Origin of the sequence: Cohnella panacarvi Gsoil 349 (assembly GCF_000515335.1) — a bacterium.
Classification (GTDB): domain Bacteria; phylum Bacillota; class Bacilli; order Paenibacillales; family Paenibacillaceae; genus Cohnella; species Cohnella panacarvi.
The window spans coordinates 4709809-4730881 of sequence record NZ_KI911563.1 but is presented as its reverse complement, the minus strand read 5'-3'; the positions used below and the strand labels follow the sequence as shown (position 1 = coordinate 4730881).

Below are 21073 nucleotides of genomic sequence, written 5' to 3'. Positions count from 1 at the left end.
AGTTCAACCGTTAATAAACTTTTCGGGATCCGGCACGCCGGATTGGACCGGGTACAACAGCTTCATATAGCCCGGCATTGCGACCACTCTGCACATCATTCCGTTATGGGCGAGGTACACGTCCACGTATTTCGCCGTTCGGAACGTTCCTTCGACCGTCCATCCATCCGCGACCATTGTTGCCACGTATTTCGCTGCCGTTGCGATGTCCGATATGTAGGTGAACGGGATGTCTGGCTCGATGCCGCCCCCAATCGAGACGGGGTCGATAATGCTCGAGGATTCGAGATATTCGTACCGCGTTGCCGGCTCCGATGCAGGCCACGCGATCGCAGCGACCGTTTTCGCGTCGTTGGCAGGCAAAGTCGTCTTGAGCTGTTTCCCGTGCGCGATCGCCTCTTTGACGATTACCGTTCGTACTTCTGCTTCGTCTGTCTTCGCGTTTACATCATAGAATCCGCCTGCTATTGTCCATCCGACAACGAGCAACACGGCAACCGACAGCATGATCGTGAACCATAAGATAGCAGGTCTATTCAATTCGTTTCACCTCTTCGCCTTTATATAGCAGGAGAGGATTGCCCTCGGTATTGTCCCGAATCGACAGCCCCAGCGCGCTTAGATAGCTCGCTAAAGTCTGACTTTCTTCGTCGCTGTCCAAGTCGACGCGAAACTGCTGTTTGCCATATTCTACGGTTAGACTTCTGGCATCTACGGAGTAAACGATATCGTCTTTATCCGTAACGCCAAGCTCATGAGTCGGATCCTCGATCGCGCCCCCGCTTCCCATGTGGGTATCCACGATAGTCTTCAGCACCGGGTCGACTGAAGTTTCCTGTTGCAGGCTCCACCAATAGCTCGCGAGGAGGACCGCGACTAATCCTAGAGTAAGAATTGCGGTCTTGCCCATTCCATCACCCCTGTGTCGCATGTCGTTGGGATTGTTGCCCAATGTCGATTCCTGTACGGGCTTGGGTTCAAGTATATGGAAGGACATCCACCTTTGGAATATGTTTGGCGCGAAATGTCAATTAACGACCTCGAATTGGTATCTCCGATATAAATTGGGCTTTTTCGAGCCGCGAAATGTCGATTAATGGCCGCGAAATGTACTTGACAAATTAGGATTTGTGCGATATTCGATCGGGCTGTTGGGAAGGCGATTGCTGCATGGGTTTACTTCCCAGACCGGTATACATAGTAGACCGGCAAAGTTATAATCGTTTCTATACCGCGAGTAAACGAAGATAACAAAAAAACAGGTCGATCATGGCGGTGGTTCCGACCATAATCGACCTATTATGCATTACCGTTCACTAAGAATTAATTTGAATATAATATGCTCTACTTTTCATTGTTTATATCGTGGCAAGCTGCTTTTCCTCAATTAATTGAACTTCTGCGATGTCAACCCATTTTTCGTAAAAATATTTATCGGTTCTGTCAAAACCCAGATCTTCTACTAACTGGAGTTGACTTGTACCTAACAGCACCTTACCGTTCCTCATGCTTCCAACCTTTAACTTAACACCTTTATAGAGGGCAAAGGTATCAATGAGACAAACTTGATCCAATTGTTCTCTAACTACCTTTTTAACAAAAACCCCTTCGTCATAAAAACTAAACCCCTTGTCAATGTCCTTACTGTCATTTGAAATCAACTCTAAACCACCATCTGATATTTCTATCAGTCTATATTCAGAACCTTTGAAAAAAGCGTATAGACCACTTCTCATGTATATTCCCCCTTTATTTTTCTTTAGCTTCGATAAACTTACCTTTTCTTGCATCATAAATTCCTACTAGCCTTTCTTTATCGTCAGAGACTTTATATAATTCAGCCCCGTCTATAGGATTAATCCGACCATCTAGCTTCCATTCCGGGATAATCTCCTCATTTCTTGCTCCAGTGAATCCGTTCTGCGTACACGGATTTCCATCATAATTAGTACCGCCCATTCTTTCACCATAAGGAATCTCTATTTCTTCTACCCTCGAGGTTCTGAATCTTATAACCCCGTAAGAGCTCCCGTTATCTGGAAAGGGCCTGTTGCCTTGGCCATCCAGATAATCTAATCGCAATGAACAATAAGAAAGGCTGTCTATCATGTCCGATTGACCTAATAGACAGCCTACATGTTATCTAGGATCTAACCGCTAAGATAGTTATTTCATCTTAACTACGAGGAAAGGATAAGTAATTATTCCCCTCCTGCATCCACACGATTAAGCGCACTGTCACTTATATCATGAAGTGGAATATGGAGCTCTCGCCAATATTTTAGTGGATAAGACGACCTGCCAACAAGCAATTCGCCTTGTCTGATACCGAAACTTCCTCCTCTTTCGAAGAGTTTTATCATTGGTTCATATAGATCAATGAACTCTATCGCTTCACTTACTCCCTCATCCGCCAATGCGTAAATTTCCAAATAACCATAACATATTGCTTTTACATAAACATGATTAATTTCATGAAGGTTCGGGCATAAATCGTAGATATTAGTATCGACATTCTTTTCTAGTACTTTTGCAATGCTGAATATAGGATATTTATCGGTATGAGCACCAAAAGCATCTAAAAATGCGTTAACTCTTCTAAAGTATTCACTAATCAAGACATGATGTGATTGTCGAACCTTATCGCCGACATTCTCAAATCGAATGGATGATATACGCTTTACAGCATTGTTTAATAATGTTCCCATGTCGTTCCACCAACTCTCTTAATCAAACATATTTTTAAAGAAGTATTCTTCATAACCTGGGAAAGCCGCATTCGGTTGTGGCGGCGCTTTTTCATGCGCACCGGGCGGAAAGCCGTCATAAGTTCCCTTTTGTTTATTCCACGATTCTAAAGTGCGATATTTGTGTCCTTCTGCCATTAACTTTCTCTCTGCAAGTTCGTGTTCACCCAATTGCCTAAACCATGCTTTTTGTTCAGGGGATAACTCTCCCTTTTGAACGGTTTTCCAAGCAAAAGCAATTTCGTCGTCAGCGGCAAAACGTTCAAGTCTAAACTCTTTCCCTCCCGGTTGAGGTATTTGATGTTTACCGAAAAATAAATGTTTCTTCATTGCTCTTATTTCATCAACACGGTGTCCCGTATTCCGAGCAACATCTTCAATGTCCTTCATTCCTAACTTTCTTATTAATTCGTACTCAGCTTCTGCAGCCTTGTCGTAAGCTTTCATGCCTGCCCCGGTAAATTTTTTATGGCTTCCCGCCCCCATACCAGGCTTATTGAGGCTAGGAGACGGTGTACCTTCAACTTCCGGTTTCGCGGGAGTACCCATGTCACGCTTGACCCCCGGCATCCTCCCTCTCAGCACCTCGGGTACGACCCTTACTCCCCCGGCTTCTTGGACAATCTTCGACCCCTTGGCCAGCTTGCCTACCTTATCGACGCCTTTCGTTCCGACGGCTGCGAGCGCGACTTCGCCGATCATCCGTCCGAACCATTTGCCGCGGCTCTGAGCGTCTCCGTTCACGACGTCGTTGTTCCACGATTCGGATACCGCGTTCCAAATCCCAACGGCCACGTCCACGGGATGTGTCACGACATACACGAGTCCTTGAATCGTCTGGATCGGATGGACAACCATGTTAAAGATGCCCTCTACGGTGCCGATCACCGCATCCGCTACGCCTTCCACGAACCCTGTTACGCCGTCAGCCGCCGCGTTGATGGCGCCACCGATTTTATCCCAGACCGACTTCTTCTTCTTTTTCTCGAACGGATGGTCTTTGGCCTTCTCGTCCGCTTGTATGTACTCGTCCATTCCGTAATCAATAAAATTATACAACGCTTGAAGCTGAGTTTGTAAGTCACCTAGTTTTGAACCCGCTTGACTCATCCGCGAGTCGATGTTCCGCCTCCGGGTAATATCTCCGTCCAATCTACGGCGTAACGAAGACAGATCGTCTCTTTCGTCGCCCATCCTGCCGATCATTCTCTTGAACGTTTTGTTCACGGCCCGCACGTCGTTCACGTTAATTTTAATCTGCGACATCCCGGTCGCCCTCCTTCAGGATGCTTAACGAAACATCGAGCGTATATCCTCAATCGTCTTTCGCACGTAAACCGGCTGCAATTGCGCCTTCATAGACTTGGCGAGAGGAACGGCATCGTCAAGCACTACAAATTCGAACGCGTGATCTGTCTGCGGCAATTCCCGCACCGCCGCATTGATCGAGGCGATCAACGCGCTAGCCGTCTCCCGATCCGAGTCATCCAGTTCTAGTCCAACTAACGGAAAAGGCTGCTCGCTAGCGGACGGTCGATATATGCGGGTAACGTAGGCTTTTCGGATGGAAGGATACGATTCGAGACACTTGATCAGCACTTGAAAAGATAGCTCCGGAATTTCGGTCAACCGCTCCTCCAGCATTGCTTTCCTGTCTTGTTCGCTGAGCTGTTCCCAGCAATAGTCTAGAATCGTCCCGTCTTTGAGCGTTTGCAACTCTTCGGGAATGATCATTTTGCTAGGAACGAAGCCCGGATTAAGCACCCATGGATCGTTCAACTCCACCGCGTCAAGCAACAGGTACGCCGGAATTTTAATATAAGCGTATTTCGAACCGTAGACCGAATGGAATTTATGCCAGCTGGAATAGACGGGAAGAACCAATTGCCCCTCCATCTCGACGTACTTCAATTGCAACGTAGACTCATCCGAAACCGTGCCGATGACAACAAGCTCATGCTCCAGGAACGCTAGGTAGAAGGCATAGCGCCCTGTCGATTCCTCTATTGCTGCCGATAAGAGACCGTCAAGCGGATCGAGATTCATTTGATCAGACAACATGCCATGATCAACTCCCATTCGATGTAATTATCATACCTTCTAGTATATGGAAATCTTTACACCTTTGAAATGGGATAGGCGCGAAATGTCAGTAATCGACCTCGAAATGATATAAGGGGTTCGAAGTTGGCAGAATTGAGCCGCGAAATGTTATAAAACGACCTCGAAATGCACTTGACAAATCATTAATGATGTTGTATTTACCTATTCGCTCTATCTGCAAACCTAATTCGCTAGTAATAGACATGATTAGACATGAAAATACATTTAACTCTCTTTGGTAGCCTTGACAAATAAAATAATGTTAGTTTTGATCGAAGTGTGGAAAATAATATCATTTTTCTGCTAACATGGAATGAAAATCTTTTAAGAGAAGGTAGAAGATGGATGATGAGGACAATTATTGCCGAAGATGTACAGCATGTACGCAAACAAATTAGGTCTTTATGTGCAGCGAGCGACCTCGACGTCATAGCCGAGACGCATTCCGGGCTCGAATTCGTGGAGCTGGTCCTAAAGTACCGGCCGGTACTGGTCATTCTGGACATCGAATTAGAGGATATGTCAGGGATTGACGCCGCGCTTAGATTGCGCGAGTTAGGTGAAACCGACTTGACGATCATGTTCGTTACGGGCTCTACGGATCCGTACAACGTCATGATGGCGGTCAACGAGATCGGGGCGTATTACGTCGTCAAACCGATCACGAGCGACCGGTGGAACATTGCCATCGATAAAATTAAGGAGAAGGCCGCGTCCGCAGCCAAAGTCAGCTCGATTGAAAATACGCAAGAAATTCTTGTAGAATCCTCTCGTTCCAAACAAAATTTCGCCATTTCGGAAAGCATGATTCTTATGATCGAGAAGCTACCCTCCAAAAAATCGGTTACGATCTTCCTGACGAACGGCGAACGTATTCGCAGTATCTATACGCTTCAGCAACTCAAGGAGATGATGGCGCCGAACTTGGTCGAAACCATTCGAGGAGTATTAGTCAACTTACGGCACGTATCCGGATTCACGAAGGATCCCGACACTCCGAAGAGCGGATTAATTCGAAGGTTCGTCATTCTCTTCCGGAACAGCACCTTGACAGCCCCGCTCGGCCGTGCTCAAGTATCGAAATTCGCCGAACAGTTGGAGCGCCGAAACCGAGGTGAGTGAGGTGAACCTGCCTTTCTACTGGAGCATCGGCATTATTGCGGTTTTAAGCCTATGGATCATATTAATCAAACGCTCGGAATCCCGATTGAAACACAGCATTCGCTGTTATGCGGAGCAAGTGAAGGAAATGAGAGATCAGCAATTCGAAATACGAGCGCAGAAGCATGATCTTCTGAACCATGTGAATACCATCAACGCTCTGGTGTCCATGCAAGAATATGCGGATCTACTCGAATACACGGAACGATGGGCCAATGATGTAACGTATACGTTCGAGAAGTACGAGCTTGGCCACCCGGTGCTTACTGCCTTACTTCAAACGAAACAGGCAGATGCCGAAACGCGCGGCGTGCTATTCATGTTCCAGTTTGAGAATTGGAGATTGATTCCAGCTCATCTGTCGCCGTTAGAACTCGTGAGATTATTCGGAAACTTGATCGATAACGCCATCGAATATGCGGCCTGCCGAGATCAACATGATCGGTGGGTTCGCGTCCACGGGAATATGAAGAATGATAAGCTGCTCGTTAGGGTCATTAATCCGGGAAAACTTCCCAAGTGCGTTTCTAGAAACATGCTTAAGCAAGGCTATACCACCAAGCATGATCATGGAGGTATCGGTCTTCCGATCGTACAAGAAATTGCGGCCAGGTTAGGAGGGAGATTGCAATACCAGAATAAAGGCGGTCAAATTACATTCAAGCTTGAAATTCCTCTTCTTTGAAAGATAGGCATGTACATCACAAAAAATCCCTTATTCGCCTTGCAAGAACAAGGACGAAAAGGGATTTGTATATCGATGTAGTGGTGCCGAGGACGGGGGTCGAACCCGTACGGTGGTCACCCACCGCAGGATTTTAAGTCCTGTGCGTCCTCAAAACGCTGAAAAGGCTTGATAAATCAACCTTTTGCGACTTGCCGATGAGTTTATTTTACAGGACTTGGTTGTTTGTTGCAAATTAAGATTATATCACTGACTTTTCCATTTCATCACATAGAGCCATAAATTGATTAACTTTTTCAACTATACGTTTCTGTTCATTTAATGGAGGAAGTGGGAATGTTATTTTATTTAAAGACTTTCCTGTAAGATGTTGTATCCCAGAACCGGTATAGTGCTTTTCTAATTCCCCATTCATATCACTTAACAACAAATAATTTAAGAAAAAATAATTCGTATATGTTGATAGAAATCTAACTCTATGAAGTGCTTTCTGAAAAAATATTGAATAATCTTGCTCCCATACTGCTGCCCTTCCTGGATACCCACCTTCGCAAATAATTAGATCACCTTTTATAACTGAATATTTCTCAAACTCATTATCTTCAAATTTCATTTGTAATACGTCATCTAATTCAAAATAAGACCATTTCACATTGTAATTTCTAAGGTAATTATGAAGATTACCCTTATTTTTTTGGTTATCAAGCATTTTACCAAGAGAATGATACGCCACTTCTCCTAAGCGAACCCATGTCCAACCTTGTGGTAGCGTATAAGGGATCTCATGTTCTTGTATTGGAGGAAGAGGCTTCTCTTTATTGATTATCTTTTCCTTTATCAACCGTTCTTTCTCTTCCATAATCCTCTCAAACAAAACGTTTGCTGGTTCATCATTTGGATCTTGTGGAACAAGTTTACCTTCGACGGCGTCTTGAAGGACTTTTTTCCTCATTTTATTAACCAAGTCGTGTGTATCATTTTTTATTTCTTCTAAATCTTTAATTAAGGCAAACATTTCATCAATCTTAAATATGATTTGTTGTTGTTCTTCATAACTCGGCAACGGAAATATAACCTTTTGTAAATGGGACGGGCCAAAGTTTAATTGTGCTGAGCCTGTAATTAATTCTGATAATTGCTTTTTAAAAATTTCACTTTTTAAAAAGTACATAAAAAATCGTATATCCAATTCTTTTGGATTTAGGGATTTGAACCTTATTGTACTTGTATTCATACATAATGGTAGATGTTCTTTTTCCGCAAACCCCATTTTTTTTTCAAAAGTTTCAACGGTAATCCCTGAACTTGCGATTATCAAGTCACCTTCATCTACAAGAAAATGATTGTACCTGCCACATGCTTCCTCTTCAGATATATACCTGTAAGATGTTGTTAAATCCAGTTTCCCTTTTTGTAGATTGGCAACATTCAACAGTTTAACACCCGTGTCTGTATATTGATAACTCCTCACGCCAGGGCCCTCTTGAAAAAAGAGGAATTCAGGAACCCTGACCCACTGCCATCCATTTGGTAGTTCAAAGGGAATTTCACTTGCATTTGCTGACAGATTCAAATCTAATTTACTTTCATCACTTTTATAAAAAGAACTAATCGTCTCATTCATCAAATTTTGCTGAACAAGTTTTCCTTGCATCGCAAGTGCCAACATAGTAGCTTTCAACTCATCAATAAACATGATTACTTCTCCATTCCTTGAATAGACGCTTTAATCTTTCCAACAAGAGTTGAGAAGTGTAATGACTTTAGTTCTAGCATAACTGATAACTGTTCTAAAGAATAATCTGGCTGTTCTTGTATTAAGTTAGGATTTTTAAAATCAATGTTATAGTTTCTAGCTTTAATCTGTTCGATTGTCACTTGATAACCATTCAAGTCATAATCACGATTATTCCACCATTTTCGCACTTGTTCCATATGTTCAGATCTGAATGGACGAGTTTTGGAAAAACTATTATAGCCTTTAGGCAAAGGTACTTGATAATAATCAATTAAATTCGTAGACTTCCCTTTTTCAAAGAATAAAACATTTGTACTTATACTCGTATAAGGTGCAAAGACCCCACTTGGTAGGCGAATAATGGTATGAAGGTTAAATTCATCTAGCAACTTTTCCTTAATTGCTGTTTTAACTCCCTCCCCAAATAAAAATCCATCAGGTAAGACTATTCCCGCTCGACCACCATCTTTTAGAAGATACATAAGCAAAACCATGAATAAATCGGCTGTTTCCTTAGTACGAAACTTTTCAGGAAAGTTAATTTCAATACCGTCTTCTTCAATCCCACCAAACGGTGGATTCGTCACAATTACATCAACTTGATCAATGGGGCGATATTCCCTAACATTTTTCGAAAGTGAGTTATCATGCTTAATCTTAGGTGCATCAATATCATGTAAGATCAAATTCGTCATAGCCAGCATATGTGGTAGAGGCTTTTTTTCAATTCCCATAATCGTTTCCTGTAATAAATGGTTTGATTCAATATTCTTGATTTGATCTGTACTTATATAGTGTTCGATTGTGCTCGTCAAATAACCACCAGTTCCACAAGCGAAGTCCAGGACTTTCTCACCAAGCTGCGGATTAACCATATCTACAACAAATTGTGTTACAGGACGTGGAGTATAGTATTCCCCAGCATTACCCGCATTCTGCAAGTCTTTCAGTATATTCTCGTATATATCATTAAACATATGGCGGTCCTGTTGCGTAGTAAAATCAATTTCATTCAGCTTATTGATCACTTGACGCATTAAAGTACCTGACTTCATATAGTTATAGGAATCTTCAAATACAGCTTTCACAATAAAAGCCTTTGGATCGCTGTATTCATCTAATTGCATATCTTTTAACTCTTTGAACAGCTTATTGTTCACGAAGTCAAGAAGATCGTCACCTGTCATGCCTTCGTCATTGGCTGCCCAATCACGCCAACGTAATCCTTCAGGCACAATTGGCAAATACTCGTCACGCAATAACTCCCATTCTTCTTCCTTAGCATCGAAGACTTTTAAGAACACCATCCATACTAATTGAGAAATTCGTTGAGCATCGCCATCGACACCTGCATCTTTACGCATTGTATCTTGTACTGATTTAATTACTGCTGAAACTGACATTTGTGATTATCCTCCCAGTTGCTTCTATGCTGAATAAATTACTTGTTCTAACTCTTTAATTGCGGTTAAATAACCTTGTTTCCCACCAAATCTTTTTACTATCTCAATTGGTGAACCAAAGGATTGGAATTCTGGAATCTTTAATATCTCAATGCTCTCTAGATTCACGATTCCCTCGTCTGCGTATTTCTCCAGTAAAGCTTCTAAAACGAGTCTAGCTTGCTCACTGTATTTCGCAAAATAATTACGTTTCTTTACGTTCTCAGCCCGCTCTCGACGTGTAAGAGGCGGTTGATCGAACGCCACGTGGCAAATCAGATCAAATGGGTCAAAGTCCTTACCCACTTCCTCCTGCAGTTCATCCAATAAAATGCCTTGAGCCTCTAATTCCTTTAACACGGCATTCTTCTTTTCGGCATCGTTCCATTTGACTAAAAAATCATTTAGTGACTGATACTCATTTTTCACATTTTTCTTAGTGTAATCGATTAGTGACTCGGTAATCAGTTTACCATCTTTGTCGTAGTAATAGACACGATGGTTAAGAACTTTGACTTCAATATTATGCACGTAATATTTGGCAGGTGGCTCATTGGTTCCTCCATCTCCGCCAGGAGGATCTCCATACCCTCCCCCAGGAGTATCGTCACCTGACCCTCCAGCTTCGCCTCCATCTTCAGGACCATCTTCTGGAGGAATATCTCCTGTGACTGGTTTGACGACAATCGGATCACCGTCAAAATCAGGATCGGCAAATAACTTGGTTACATTTCTAAAATCGATAATCGTAAAATATAACTTTCCAAAATCCTCTCGAATTCGAGTTCCACGTCCGATAATTTGTTTGAACTCGATCATATTGTTGATATTGGAGTCTAGAACAATATACTGGCATGTTTTCGCATCAACACCAGTAGTCATGAGTTTACTTGTAGTGACAAGAACTGGATATGGTTCATTAGGATCGATGAAATTATCTAATTCAGCTTTTCCTTCGTCATTATCGCCCGTGATCCTCATTACATACTTCGAGTTCTTAGCTACCAAGTCTGCATTTTCATTAACTAATGCTTGTCGCATACGTTCGGCATGATCAATGTCCACACAGAAGAAAATCGTTTTTGCCATGCGTGACTTGTTGGACTTCAAATAATCCGAAACCATTTTCGCAACAGTATGTGTACGTTTTTCCAAGATCAGATTTTTATCGTAATCCTTGATGTTATACTCCCGATCTTCTATTTCATAACCGTACTTATCTCGCTGGCCTTTGGTCGGTCGGAATCCCTCGACATCTTTATCTAGTAGTACTCGAACGACTTTATATGGAGCAAGGAACCCATCCTCGATACCTTGTTTTAACGAATATGTATATAACGGATCGCCAAAATAACTCAAGTTTGAAACTTCCTTGGTTTCCTTAGGCGTTGCAGTTAGTCCAACATGGGTAGCAGAATCAAAATAATTTAATATCTCCCGCCATGCCGAATCCTCTTTAGCACTGCCGCGATGACACTCGTCTATGATTATCAAATCGAAGAAGTCTCTAGAGAATTCTTTATAAGCATTCTGAAAATCTTCCGTACCTGTAATACCTTGGTATAATGCAAGGTATATTTCATGAGCTTTATCTATTTTACGGTTCTTTATCTTAGTCATCTTGTCGCCAAACGGAGCAAAATCATTGGTCATTGTTTGATCAACAAGAATGTTCCTGTCAGCGAGAAAGAGAATGCGTTTCTTTGTCTTGGATTTCCATAAACGATAAATGATTTGGAACGCTGTATATGTTTTACCTGTTCCAGTCGCCATTACAAGTAGGATACGGTCTTGGCCTTTGGCAATTGCTTCAACTGTCCGGTTAATGGCTATACGTTGGTAATAGCGAGGGCTTTTAGACTCCTGTGTGAAGTAATACTCCTCGACAATTGTTTCTTCAGTTTTTACAGCAATACCTTTGGCGATTTTATATCTCTGCCACAGTTCCTCAGGAGAAGGAAATTGCGACAATGTTAGTTCACGCTCAACTTCTCCTGAGGTAGCTGTCCTGTCATGTTCAAGAAACCCATCCCCATTCGAGGAATAGACAAAAGGAATATCCAGGATATCGCCATAGTTAATCGCTTGCTGCATCCCTGCACCGATAGAATGCTTATTATCCTTGACTTCAATAATGGCGATAGGAAGGTTAGCTTTATAATAAAGGATATAATCAGCACGCTTTTTCTCACCGCGACTTACCATCTTCTTGCGAACGATAATACGGCCGTCTGTGAAAGAAACTTCTTCACGTATTTGCTTCTGTAGATCCCAACCCGATTGAACTACAGCTGGTGTAATGTATTTAGAGCATATATCCCGTTCTGAAAGATCTTTTTTACTCAAAACCGACACGCTCCTTAGTACAATTCCTTTTTTATTAATTAAGATATCAAAAAAGTAGTTCAATAGACTTATTCCACTATTGGACGTTATCTCCTGTAATAATACTACTAAAAAATCTATAAAGAGTGAGAAAAAGAATGATTCAATAGAAGTTTGTTATGTCATTTGTATTTTAGTCAAATAAAAGAGCCCAAAATAATGGGCTCAATTAGACCGTAGTATACATTTTACACAATCACATTCATTGTTCATTTTATGATCCTGTGCGTCCTCTAGTCGCAGGAAAGACTTGATAAGTCAACCATCCACGACCTATTAGTGAATTTATCTTACCGAACCCAGTTATTTAAAAGAATACGTAGTAATTAGCATACTCTCCCATTATGATCTAAACTTAAAATAATATTGTTCCCTTAGCTCAACAGCTCTCAAAACATTGGATTGCATTAATTTCTCGCAAACGATTGGATAGTGATCATTTTTATTACCTAGTGCTTCAAGTATATGCGTCATAATGGTGAAGGCCTCTTCAGCATAAAAGGCCAAATCAGTATCTTTCAAAATGTAATCTAAAAAAATCAACATTGTAAATGGATACCTTTTGCCTAATTCATTTTCGCTGATTTGGTATATAAAATGACTGTTCTTCAATCTTACCTGCCTAGAGGTAACCAACAGATTTACAAATTCTTCAATGACAGGTTCTACGTAAGGAACCCAATCGATTATTTCAAGTATTTCATCATCACTGATTCTGACTGGAAGGTTTTGAAGCCTGGCTGTGATGTAATTACCTAACCAATTTTGCCAAGCAGTCAGTAGAGCTTGTTCATCAAGCTGAATAGTATTGTGTTTCAGCTCTTTGGTCAGAAGTGTTAATTGGTATCCATTTCCTGACGTAATAAAATGATTCATTAATGGTTCATGGAAATCCGTTGAGAATAACAATATCGATGAGCACAGGCGATAAATGCTTTCTTCAATTTTAGCTTTCATATCGTTAGTGAAAGGTAATATCAACAATAAGTTCGGGAAAAGACTTTCTAGAATTCGCTCATTCCATCTTACGCCATATGCATATCCATTCCAGGCCTTTATGGCCATTTCTTTATCATACGTAGGATCAAATAATGGGATTAAATTATCTTTACTCCATTTCTCATCAACGGACAAGAAAATATGCAATCTGTGAGCAAGGATAACTTGACCCAACTGAGCTTTATCATTTTTTTGATTAATCAGCTTAGAAAAAACATCCTTCTTAATTTCACTTATGATTTGCTTATTAGCCCCATCATCATTAAAGCTCTCTATATATACCCAGAAGAAAAATTCAGTTAGCTTACCAACAGGATGATTGATAGCTTGAATAAATGGATCATCAGTCGCAGAGATATCGGAATTTTCCGACGCGTTGAATATTTTATTAAAAATTTTTATTATTACACTGATACTTTGTTGAAAATCTGTTCCAACAGACTTTGTTGCCTTATCAAAAAGATATGCAATCTCATAACGCAGCGTATTGAGGTACCGATGGTCTAATAAGGTTTTAGAAAGTTCAAACCACATTTCATTTGATAAATTCGTTTCTTTTAAACCATTTATAACAGACTTCCACAGATCAGTTTTCCACTTTTTCGGAGGAGCTACCAAACGCCTCATCAATTTCCACCCCCATGCAGGTTGAGTGGCAATTGCGGAACTAACAACCTCTAAAAAACCTTCTCGTCTATCAAAGAAACTATCTTTCTCTTTGTAATTCATAAGCCAATTTAAATCGGTAGGATCATCAGGGTCTTTTGATAATAATTTATCTACTGTTACTTTGCTAGATAACCTTACAAAACCACCAGTCGAACTCCAGTGAGTAAAATCAGGATATTCGTCTCTCGCCTCAAAACGCTTATTTCTCCTTTTTGCATCTTTAAAGGCTCTTCTTGCTAATCTGCAATTTTCGTCTGAAACAGTAAGCCAGTAGTATAAATTAAACTCTTCATAATCCATACTTTCTTTTCTGGAATCTTCTAATACCGCTCTTTTCTTCTCAAACTCATCCTTAATATTCTTCAAAAACTGCCTCTTACTTTTGATTGTCACTTGAAAATATACATGTTTAATTAGCTGATATACCTCATGCTTAAAATCTGATTTAAACAATAATTCATTTTCTATTACCCATTGTAACTTTCCATCATAAGTGATTGTATCAAGTAACTTAAATGAATGGATAGCAATTCGTTTTAGTAATTTGCTATCACTCATAAAACATTGGTTAATAATCGAAGAAGCAAGATCCACATCATGATCGATTAAGTATTTTAGTGAGTCTCTACAACCATCAATAACAATATCCATACTATCTGGATATCGGTCTTGTTCATGCGGTTCGATTGCAGAACGCGAGAAACTAATAGGGTCCCAATCTCCATGCCCTGTTGCTTTTTGAAGGTGAGTTACCAGTTGAAGTTGATTAATTAATAGATTCAGTATAGGAAATGAAAAAAAATCAAGGTTTGGTGCGACATACTTTGACCAAATCTGTCTTAACCAATAAGTATCACCTTGAATTTCTATTTCTACATCAACGAATTCATTATTGCTTTCAGAAAGTGAAAATTTCTTTCTATACTTAGTAATTGGAGTAGTCAAGTATTTAATAAAAACAATAATTTGGTCCCTGTTTTTCGGATACTCCAAATCTTTACAAATAAATTCTATTTGATCTTCCTTCCTATTAAAATTAACATGGTTCAAAATAACCGGTAGCCATTTACCAAAATGATCAGCAGATAGGTTTACACTTTTCAATTGCAATGCTCTCATTAGATAGTCTTTAAAATAACTTCCTATGGCATTTTTATCCATGATTAGTTTTAACATTCTCTCTGAGTCATCGCCAAGGAAACTGGAAAACCATATCGCTTGCATATGTTTAATCGGCGTAAGTTCTGTATCAATCTTAAAGAGGGAATCCAAATAATTGTTACTATCCATCCACTCTACCCATTGAAAATCCTTAGAGAACTCAAAAAAATGTTGTGCTCCTAACTGGTCTTTTAACTGATGTCTGATATAGCTTTCATCGACTGCATTCAATTCAGGAGGGTTTTCAGCAATATCTTTTATAAGCTTCCGTTGTTCAAATACACCCATTTGTGTCCGAACAACCCAAGCTTCAATTGCTTCTTCTAACAATTGATGCCTGGAATACGGGTATTCAATGTATTTGATCTGTAGGTGATTCCAATGTTCGTGTTGCCCTTCTTCAGTAAATGCATATCTATTACGATTGTTTGATCCCAATCCACGTGCAATGTATTGAATAACGGGATCATTTGCACTAAATCCAATAAAAAGAACTACATAGTTAGAGAACATACCCCTTAAAAATGTAGTAGCCCAGCCATCTGTAAAATATGCTCTTCCGAAATCGCTATCTGTTATCACTAAATCATGCGGTCTCTTTGTTACACTTCCATGTAAATGAATAATTCCAGTAAAATCACGACCCAATGGCAGTGCTGGAGCTGAATAAATAGGCAATTCAAGACCATAAGCTGCACTTCTAAAATGATCGTCGAAGTTCGTTGTTACAATTTTAATATCATCTTTATCGAATAGCTTTATTATGTTTTTATGATAAGAACAAGGTTTAGAATCTGGTGAGGTTAGTAGCTCTATGACTTTTTCATGCACTCTTATTCCTCTGTTTAGCAATTTCCCCAAAAAGGTGTCTATTGAAGTGGATTTATTATACGGAATATAACCTTGTGCAATCGCATTAGCTAATTTTTCGAAATTCGGTAAATTTGATGGAGGTGGTGTTGATACACCTGCTCCAGCGAAAATTACAAGTTCACCTTTTTTCTGGGCTTCAATTATTTCATCAGGAAGATCGATATGTTTCGTTATCCACATTGGACAATACTCCTTTGAAGAATTGCAATATAGGGTTATGTCTTTAGTAAGATCAACTTTAATATTACTTATCGCAAAGTAACCATAAGACACAATCTTAGAAGATCGTACTTATAGGGATAATCCACTCAGGTCAAATACTTGTTTTTTGAGTTACCCACTCTCTAATTCTCAATATTAATATTTGTCTCCAATAATTCGTCATAATTAGCTACACACCTTCTTCAAACCTAATCTTTTTGTTCTAGAATGGTGATTTCGCTGTAAGAGTAAAAATGGTCAATTTCCCTCCGCTATTCATATGAGTGCGTAAGGGATATCAACCACAATATTTGAAGGTTAGAATAGCAAGTGGCTTTAGATCATGGGGTTTCAATTAAAGAAGTAGAGAACTGGGTCATTGAGAAATTATCCAAAAAAGTAAAAAGGGACGGATTTTCCGCCCCTTAGAACTATAATTTACCTATCCGATTTTTCTCAGGTACTAGCGAATGGATTGGTGATGCATAGTTATGTTGTTTCTTTAGATCTTCATTCGAAAGAGCAACATACCGCTTTGTCATCGTCAAATCTGTATGTCCTAAGCTTTTTGTAATGCAAATACCGAAGCACCATTGCGTAGAAAATTCAACGAAAAACATGCCGCAAATCATATGGTCTTATTTTCATTCCACGTGCGTTAGAGTAAACCTCCATCCTATCCCCCATGTATGCCTTGTTAGCGAATTTCCTTCCCATGTGCAAAATATGGGCGTTTTAGCAGACCACTCTGAATGCCGTGCTGAAAGCAACTGTTTTATAGACCGTATAGTTTGCATTCTAATCGGTACCAGCAAATGTGTGTTTGTCGGGTAGTTCCAACAGACGCTTCAAGATTTTTGGTCGATATTTTCATACACCACCCAGTCCGAATCATATCTCCGAAAAAACATCGAGATATGTCTCCGATAGTCATCCATTCGTTAACTCACTTTTACTTTGAGCTCGTTTAAAACGTAAGAACCTCTCCAAGCATTCTTTCCAATCCGCAATGAATTTAGATTGCACTCCCTTTACTCTTTTCTTGTACAAAAAAATCCCTCCTTGACCTGATCTCAGCAAGTCAAAAAAGGGATTTATCTTTCGAAATCCTGTGTAGTGAATAGTACCACAGGACTCGTGCACTTTTAGCATTAGCACCGTTATGCAAAAAACCAATAAAATTAAGTGGTGCCGAGGACGGGGGTCGAACCCGTACGGTGGTCACCCACCGCAGGATTTTAAGTCCTGTGCGTCTGCCAATTCCGCCACCCCGGCACGTTCGTTGCCAGCTTCGGAATGATCCGCTAACCGTGACAACAGACTTTATATTACCACGGATCGGCGGCTTATAGCAAGGTCAACTTATCCAATCCCTCCCCCAATTCGTCAAAGTAAATTCGAATAAAAGCAAGAGACCCCATGCTCCTGCGAGCAACGGGATCTCTCTTGATTGGATACCTATGAGTTCGTTCTTCAATTCTGCTGTTGGTGGGCCTTGCAGGACTCGAACCTGCGACCAATCGGTTATGAGCCGACCGCTCTAACCAACTGAGCTAAAGGCCCTCGTCTAGGTCCGGTGAAAAAGGTTGGTTGCGGGGGCAGGATTTGAACCTGCGGCCTTCGGGTTATGAGCCCGACGAGCTACCGGGCTGCTCCACCCCGCGTCGATAGTAATAGGTGCCTTTTATTGGCGACAAATAATAATATACCCTATTGCCATGCCCCGTGTCAACTTCCGAATTGACTTATTCGGTTTTCCCGCCATTATCGGATTTGTCTTTACCGCCTTCGGCCATCGCCATCTCCGCAAGCTTCTGGAGCAAGACATGTTGGGGCATATGCATCAAATGCTCCACCGGCACGTTCATGAATTTCGAAAGTTTCAGGGCTGTATCCGCCGATATCGGCATCGGTCTCATCGTCGTTCCTCCTAAGCAACTGGCGTCGGTCTCAGCTTAGCACAGACGGCCTCGAATGCCAAGAGTCGGGACGACAAGCTCAAGGCAGGTAGCGGACGCCGTAGCGCCCTTTGCGGGACCGGTATACCTCGATTTCGCGCGGCATATCGATGCCGAACACCCAGCCGTCATGCTCCATCCTTTGCACAAGACATCCTACTTGGAACTTGCTCTCATACAGCCTGGACCAGTATACCCATTTCAACGTACATCCCTCCGTAATCCGGGTCGTTCCTTCTAGGATGCACGGCGGAACCGTTTTTGAAACCCGCTCCTGACAATAGAATGCACCCCGCAGCAGATTATCGGATCTCCGACGATACGCTGCGGGGTGCTTCGCAATCCTTACGCTTTATTCAACGACTTGAACGGCTTCCGATGATGCAGCGGAACCTTCTGCGGAATCGGACGCTGCAGAATCATCTGCCGTGTCATCTGCCGGCGCTTCTTCCGTCGTTGCTTCGGACGATTCCGCGGCGTCGGACTCGACGACCTCTCCGGCCGCTCTCATCAACTCAAGCTTCTCGAACGGGATGTTGCCGCCGCCACCGTATACGTCGTCATAGATGCCTTCGATCGGGCCGTCCGGATTCGTCTTGATCTTCTGCAGCAGATCGTTGCCTCTCGTCTGCCATTCCTCGAGCGCTTCCTTGACCGTCTTCGTTCCTTGAATGATTTTGTTGTAAGCCTGGTTGCCGAGCTCGTTCACCATGTTCAGGTTAGGCTTCTGGCGGTACAGCTCCTGGTCCTTAAGGGACGACTGGGATACCGGCGCAGGCTTCATCTTCGTGAACGCATCGATATTGAACGAATCCATGCCTTCTCTGATTTTGATGAACGATTTAAGAGAGGACATTTCATACGTGCTGCGGGACTTGAACTTCGCCGACTTCTCGCCGTTCATGAACTTGATGAATTCCCATGCGTCGTCCGGATTTTCCGCTTTCGCGTTAATGCCGGCCAATTGGTTCAAATAAATGCTGCCGCCGACTCCCGGTTTCTCTTGGAAGAAAGGCATCGTGACGACATCCCACTCCAGCTTATCCATTTTCAGCTTATCCGCGTTCGCGTTCATCTGCTGAATTTGGCTGATCATGCCGTAGTCGCCGACCGTCATGGCCACTTTGCCGTTCAGGAACAGCTGGCCTTGATAAGGATTGTAGCGGATATTCCCATCCGTAGCCGCTTTGTTCTGCTCGTCGTAAATCGCCTGCATATCTTCTTGGGTCGGAATGATATGATCTTTGCTCAGGTCGGTTACCATCTTCCACAGCGCTTCCCACTGCGGCGTATTAACGGTCATCGTCTCTGCTTTGTCATCGAACATGCGAAGCTGCAACGGCGCTCCGAAGCCTTGAATATCGTAATATCCATTGCTTCCGCCCCATTGGTTGAACGTGAAGCCGAAGACCGCGTCTTTGCCTTGGCCTTGCTTCATGCGTCTAGCCAGGTTAAACACGTCATCCCAGCTCATACCGTCGGTAGGCGGCTCTACTCCCTGCTTGGAGAATAGCTTCTTATTGTAATATAGCGCGGAAGGAGAGAACGTCGGCGTCAGCGCGTAGATGAATCCGTTCCCCTGCTCCTTAATGCCGTCGATCACGGTCGGCACGAACGCATTGGTGTCGATCTCGTCTTCCTTAAGAAGCGGATCGAGCTGCTTCAGCATGTTCTCGTTCACAAGCTGCGGGAGCAAGCTCATATCGAGAATCATGACGTCTACCGGACGATCTCCGGTCATAATGGCTTTGACTTTCTCCATCGGATCCGGCTGTTGGTAAGGCTTCGATGGATCCTGGTCGAATTGCATTTGGTTCCAGTCGATCGCCGGAACGATCTCGATGTCGATATTGCCGTGATCGAACTCGAATAAATCCGTATACTGCTGGCGGTAATACTGATCGTCCTGCGCGCTGCCGTACAGCGTACCGATACGGAGCGTGTGGCGGTTGTTCGGGTCGCTTTCATCGTTCTTCGTGCTGCATGCCGCCAATACGGGAACGAGCAGCGTAAGAGCCGTCCCGGCGAGGAGCCATTTGCGTGCTTGATGTCTTTGTGTCATGCGGTTTCTTCCCCCTCCAAAGTTTTCGGTGCGGTAATAATGATTTTGTCTCCGTCGAATTCCATCGTCGCTTTGTCTCCGATCTCGAGCGCCTTCAAGTATTCCTTCGGGATTTGCATCCGTCCTACGCGGTCGACGACGACGTAAGCTTCGTGCACTTCCTCGAGCGAATGTCCGCCGGACAGCGGCAACGACAGATCGAGATTCGGGTTGCGCTTGAGGAATTCCGTGCTCGTTAATCCGTCCCGAATGGCGACGACGCGGTCGACTTTGCCGGCGAGCGACAGGTCGTGCGTGACGATCACGATCGTAAGCCCGAGTTCCTTATTGAACCTGCGGAAAATGTCCATGATGACGTCGGAGGTGCGCGTATCGACGGAGCCTGTCGGTTCGTCCGCCAGCAGCAGTTGCGGACGGTTCGCCAAGGAGATGGCGATCGCCACGCGCTGCTGCTCGCCTCCGGACAGCTGCTGCAGCTTATTGTGCATACGGTCCTTCAACCCGACCCATTCGAGCAACTGCTTCGCATACGCCCGGTCCAGCTTGCCGGCGAACATCATCGGCATCTCGACGTTCTCGAGCGCGGTAAGGAAAGGCAGCAAGTTGCGCGCGTTGTTCTGCCAGATGAAGCCGACGGTATCGCGCTTATACTTAACGAGATCCTCGTCGCTTACCTTTAGCAGATTCCAAGGCCCGACCTGCACTTGCCCGGCGGACGGTCGATCCAATCCGCCGAGAATGTTCAGCAGCGTCGACTTTCCGCTTCCGCTGTTGCCGATGATCGCCATCATCTCGCCGGGCTTTACGCTAAGGTTAAGCCCTTGCAGCGCGACGACTTCTAGATCGTCGGCTTTGTAAATCTTCACTAGCCCTTCGCATGTAATCATCG

The 21073-nt window shown here is 42.7% G+C and carries 17 protein-coding genes and 3 tRNA genes; 2 read left to right on the top strand and 18 right to left on the bottom strand.

The window, feature by feature from the left end; all coding sequences use genetic code 11:
• Nucleotides 1-3: 3 nt before the first annotated feature.
• The 7 genes from COHPA_RS0122535 to COHPA_RS0122505 form a co-directional block, all read right to left on the bottom strand.
• Entirely contained in the window at nt 4-540 is a 537-nt protein-coding gene (locus COHPA_RS0122535; RefSeq protein WP_027088405.1) for a hypothetical protein, read from the bottom strand.
• Nucleotides 533-910 carry a hypothetical protein gene (locus tag COHPA_RS0122530; protein ID WP_027088404.1) on the bottom strand — a complete coding sequence of 126 codons (378 nt, stop codon included), beginning with the start codon at nt 908-910 and terminating at the stop codon, nt 533-535. Before COHPA_RS0122530 ends, COHPA_RS0122535 begins: the two co-directional genes overlap by 8 nt.
• 448 nt (nt 911-1358) lie before the next feature.
• Nucleotides 1359-1736, bottom strand: coding sequence for a hypothetical protein (locus COHPA_RS24730; RefSeq protein WP_027088403.1), 378 nt, complete (start codon nt 1734-1736; stop codon nt 1359-1361).
• 13 nt (nt 1737-1749) lie between these two features.
• Nucleotides 1750-2109: a hypothetical protein gene (locus COHPA_RS25745; RefSeq protein ID WP_156926726.1), complete on the bottom strand. Its 360-nt coding sequence runs from the start codon at nt 2107-2109 to the stop codon at nt 1750-1752.
• A 92-nt stretch (nt 2110-2201) separates the two neighbouring features.
• Nucleotides 2202-2708 carry a hypothetical protein gene (locus tag COHPA_RS0122515; RefSeq protein WP_027088401.1) on the bottom strand — a complete coding sequence of 169 codons (507 nt, stop codon included), beginning with the start codon at nt 2706-2708 and terminating at the stop codon, nt 2202-2204.
• Between the two features lie 18 nt (nt 2709-2726).
• Nucleotides 2727-4013 carry a hypothetical protein gene (locus COHPA_RS0122510; protein ID WP_027088400.1) on the bottom strand — a complete coding sequence of 429 codons (1287 nt, stop codon included), beginning with the start codon at nt 4011-4013 and terminating at the stop codon, nt 2727-2729.
• 24 nt (nt 4014-4037) lie between these two features.
• Nucleotides 4038-4808 (bottom strand): enhanced serine sensitivity protein SseB C-terminal domain-containing protein, encoded by a 771-nt coding sequence (locus COHPA_RS0122505; RefSeq protein ID WP_027088399.1) that lies wholly within the window; start codon nt 4806-4808, stop codon nt 4038-4040.
• A gap of 387 nt (nt 4809-5195) precedes the next feature.
• On the opposite strand from COHPA_RS0122505, the gene COHPA_RS0122500 reads away from it, so the two are divergent.
• Together COHPA_RS0122500 and COHPA_RS0122495 are read left to right on the top strand one after the other, a co-directional pair.
• Nucleotides 5196-5972 (top strand): LytR/AlgR family response regulator transcription factor, encoded by a 777-nt coding sequence (locus COHPA_RS0122500; protein ID WP_027088398.1) that lies wholly within the window; start codon nt 5196-5198, stop codon nt 5970-5972.
• Between the two features lies 1 nt (nt 5973).
• A complete protein-coding gene (locus COHPA_RS0122495) occupies nt 5974-6696 on the top strand; it encodes a sensor histidine kinase (RefSeq protein WP_027088397.1) in 723 nt (240 codons plus the stop codon).
• A gap of 241 nt (nt 6697-6937) precedes the next feature.
• Here the strand turns inward: COHPA_RS0122495 and COHPA_RS24725 are convergent, their stop codons facing one another.
• The 11 genes from COHPA_RS24725 to COHPA_RS0122435 all read right to left on the bottom strand — a co-directional run bounded on the left by COHPA_RS24725 (nt 6938) and on the right by COHPA_RS0122435 (nt 21071).
• Nucleotides 6938-8392, bottom strand: a complete 1455-nt coding sequence (locus COHPA_RS24725) for a restriction endonuclease subunit S (RefSeq protein WP_027088396.1) — start codon at nt 8390-8392, stop codon at nt 6938-6940.
• 2 nt (nt 8393-8394) lie between these two features.
• On the bottom strand, nt 8395-9837 hold the full coding sequence (locus tag COHPA_RS0122480) for a type I restriction-modification system subunit M (RefSeq protein ID WP_027088395.1): 1443 nt from the start codon (nt 9835-9837) through the stop codon (nt 8395-8397).
• A 24-nt stretch (nt 9838-9861) separates the two neighbouring features.
• Nucleotides 9862-12222, bottom strand: a complete 2361-nt coding sequence (gene hsdR / locus COHPA_RS0122475; RefSeq protein WP_035121767.1) for an EcoAI/FtnUII family type I restriction enzme subunit R — start codon at nt 12220-12222, stop codon at nt 9862-9864.
• Nucleotides 12223-12603: 381 nt separating this feature from the next.
• Nucleotides 12604-16143, bottom strand: a complete 3540-nt coding sequence (locus tag COHPA_RS0122470; RefSeq protein ID WP_027088393.1) for an SIR2 family protein — start codon at nt 16141-16143, stop codon at nt 12604-12606.
• A gap of 1207 nt (nt 16144-17350) precedes the next feature.
• Nucleotides 17351-17439, bottom strand: a tRNA-Leu gene (locus COHPA_RS0122465).
• Nucleotides 17440-17650: 211 nt separating this feature from the next.
• Nucleotides 17651-17727 (bottom strand) — tRNA-Ile (locus tag COHPA_RS0122460).
• A gap of 24 nt (nt 17728-17751) precedes the next feature.
• A tRNA-Met gene (locus COHPA_RS0122455) sits at nt 17752-17828 on the bottom strand.
• Nucleotides 17829-17909: 81 nt separating this feature from the next.
• Entirely contained in the window at nt 17910-18083 is a 174-nt protein-coding gene (locus COHPA_RS24890) for a YycC family protein (protein WP_069202074.1), read from the bottom strand.
• Between the two features lie 79 nt (nt 18084-18162).
• The gene (locus COHPA_RS25905) at nt 18163-18327 is read right to left on the bottom strand and encodes a hypothetical protein (RefSeq protein ID WP_169733291.1); all 165 of its coding nucleotides are present in this window, start codon (nt 18325-18327) and stop codon (nt 18163-18165) included.
• 147 nt (nt 18328-18474) lie between these two features.
• Nucleotides 18475-20184, bottom strand: a complete 1710-nt coding sequence (locus COHPA_RS0122440; RefSeq protein ID WP_027088392.1) for an extracellular solute-binding protein — start codon at nt 20182-20184, stop codon at nt 18475-18477.
• A complete protein-coding gene (locus COHPA_RS0122435; RefSeq protein WP_027088391.1) occupies nt 20181-21071 on the bottom strand; it encodes an ATP-binding cassette domain-containing protein in 891 nt (296 codons plus the stop codon). Before COHPA_RS0122435 ends, COHPA_RS0122440 begins: the two co-directional genes overlap by 4 nt.
• Between the last annotated feature and the right edge of the window lie 2 nt (nt 21072-21073).

What these genes read in the sequence shown, in the direction of transcription:
- COHPA_RS0122530 (WP_027088404.1), bottom strand. Translation starts at nt 910, where the DNA reads ATGGGCAAGACCGCAATTCTTACTCTAGGATTAGTCGCGGTCCTCCTC.
- COHPA_RS24730 (WP_027088403.1), bottom strand. Translation starts at nt 1,736, where the DNA reads ATGAGAAGTGGTCTATACGCTTTTTTCAAAGGTTCTGAATATAGACTG.
- COHPA_RS25745 (WP_156926726.1), bottom strand. Translation starts at nt 2,109, where the DNA reads ATGATAGACAGCCTTTCTTATTGTTCATTGCGATTAGATTATCTGGAT.
- COHPA_RS0122515 (WP_027088401.1), bottom strand. Translation starts at nt 2,708, where the DNA reads ATGGGAACATTATTAAACAATGCTGTAAAGCGTATATCATCCATTCGA.
- COHPA_RS0122510 (WP_027088400.1), bottom strand. Translation starts at nt 4,013, where the DNA reads ATGTCGCAGATTAAAATTAACGTGAACGACGTGCGGGCCGTGAACAAA.
- COHPA_RS0122505 (WP_027088399.1), bottom strand. Translation starts at nt 4,808, where the DNA reads ATGTTGTCTGATCAAATGAATCTCGATCCGCTTGACGGTCTCTTATCG.
- COHPA_RS0122500 (WP_027088398.1), top strand. Translation starts at nt 5,196, where the DNA reads ATGATGAGGACAATTATTGCCGAAGATGTACAGCATGTACGCAAACAA.
- COHPA_RS24725 (WP_027088396.1), bottom strand. Translation starts at nt 8,392, where the DNA reads ATGTTTATTGATGAGTTGAAAGCTACTATGTTGGCACTTGCGATGCAA.
- COHPA_RS0122480 (WP_027088395.1), bottom strand. Translation starts at nt 9,837, where the DNA reads ATGTCAGTTTCAGCAGTAATTAAATCAGTACAAGATACAATGCGTAAA.
- COHPA_RS0122470 (WP_027088393.1), bottom strand. Translation starts at nt 16,143, where the DNA reads ATGTGGATAACGAAACATATCGATCTTCCTGATGAAATAATTGAAGCC.
- COHPA_RS24890 (WP_069202074.1), bottom strand. Translation starts at nt 18,083, where the DNA reads ATGAGACCGATGCCGATATCGGCGGATACAGCCCTGAAACTTTCGAAA.
- COHPA_RS0122440 (WP_027088392.1), bottom strand. Translation starts at nt 20,184, where the DNA reads ATGACACAAAGACATCAAGCACGCAAATGGCTCCTCGCCGGGACGGCT.
- COHPA_RS0122435 (WP_027088391.1), bottom strand. Translation starts at nt 21,071, where the DNA reads ATGATTACATGCGAAGGGCTAGTGAAGATTTACAAAGCCGACGATCTA.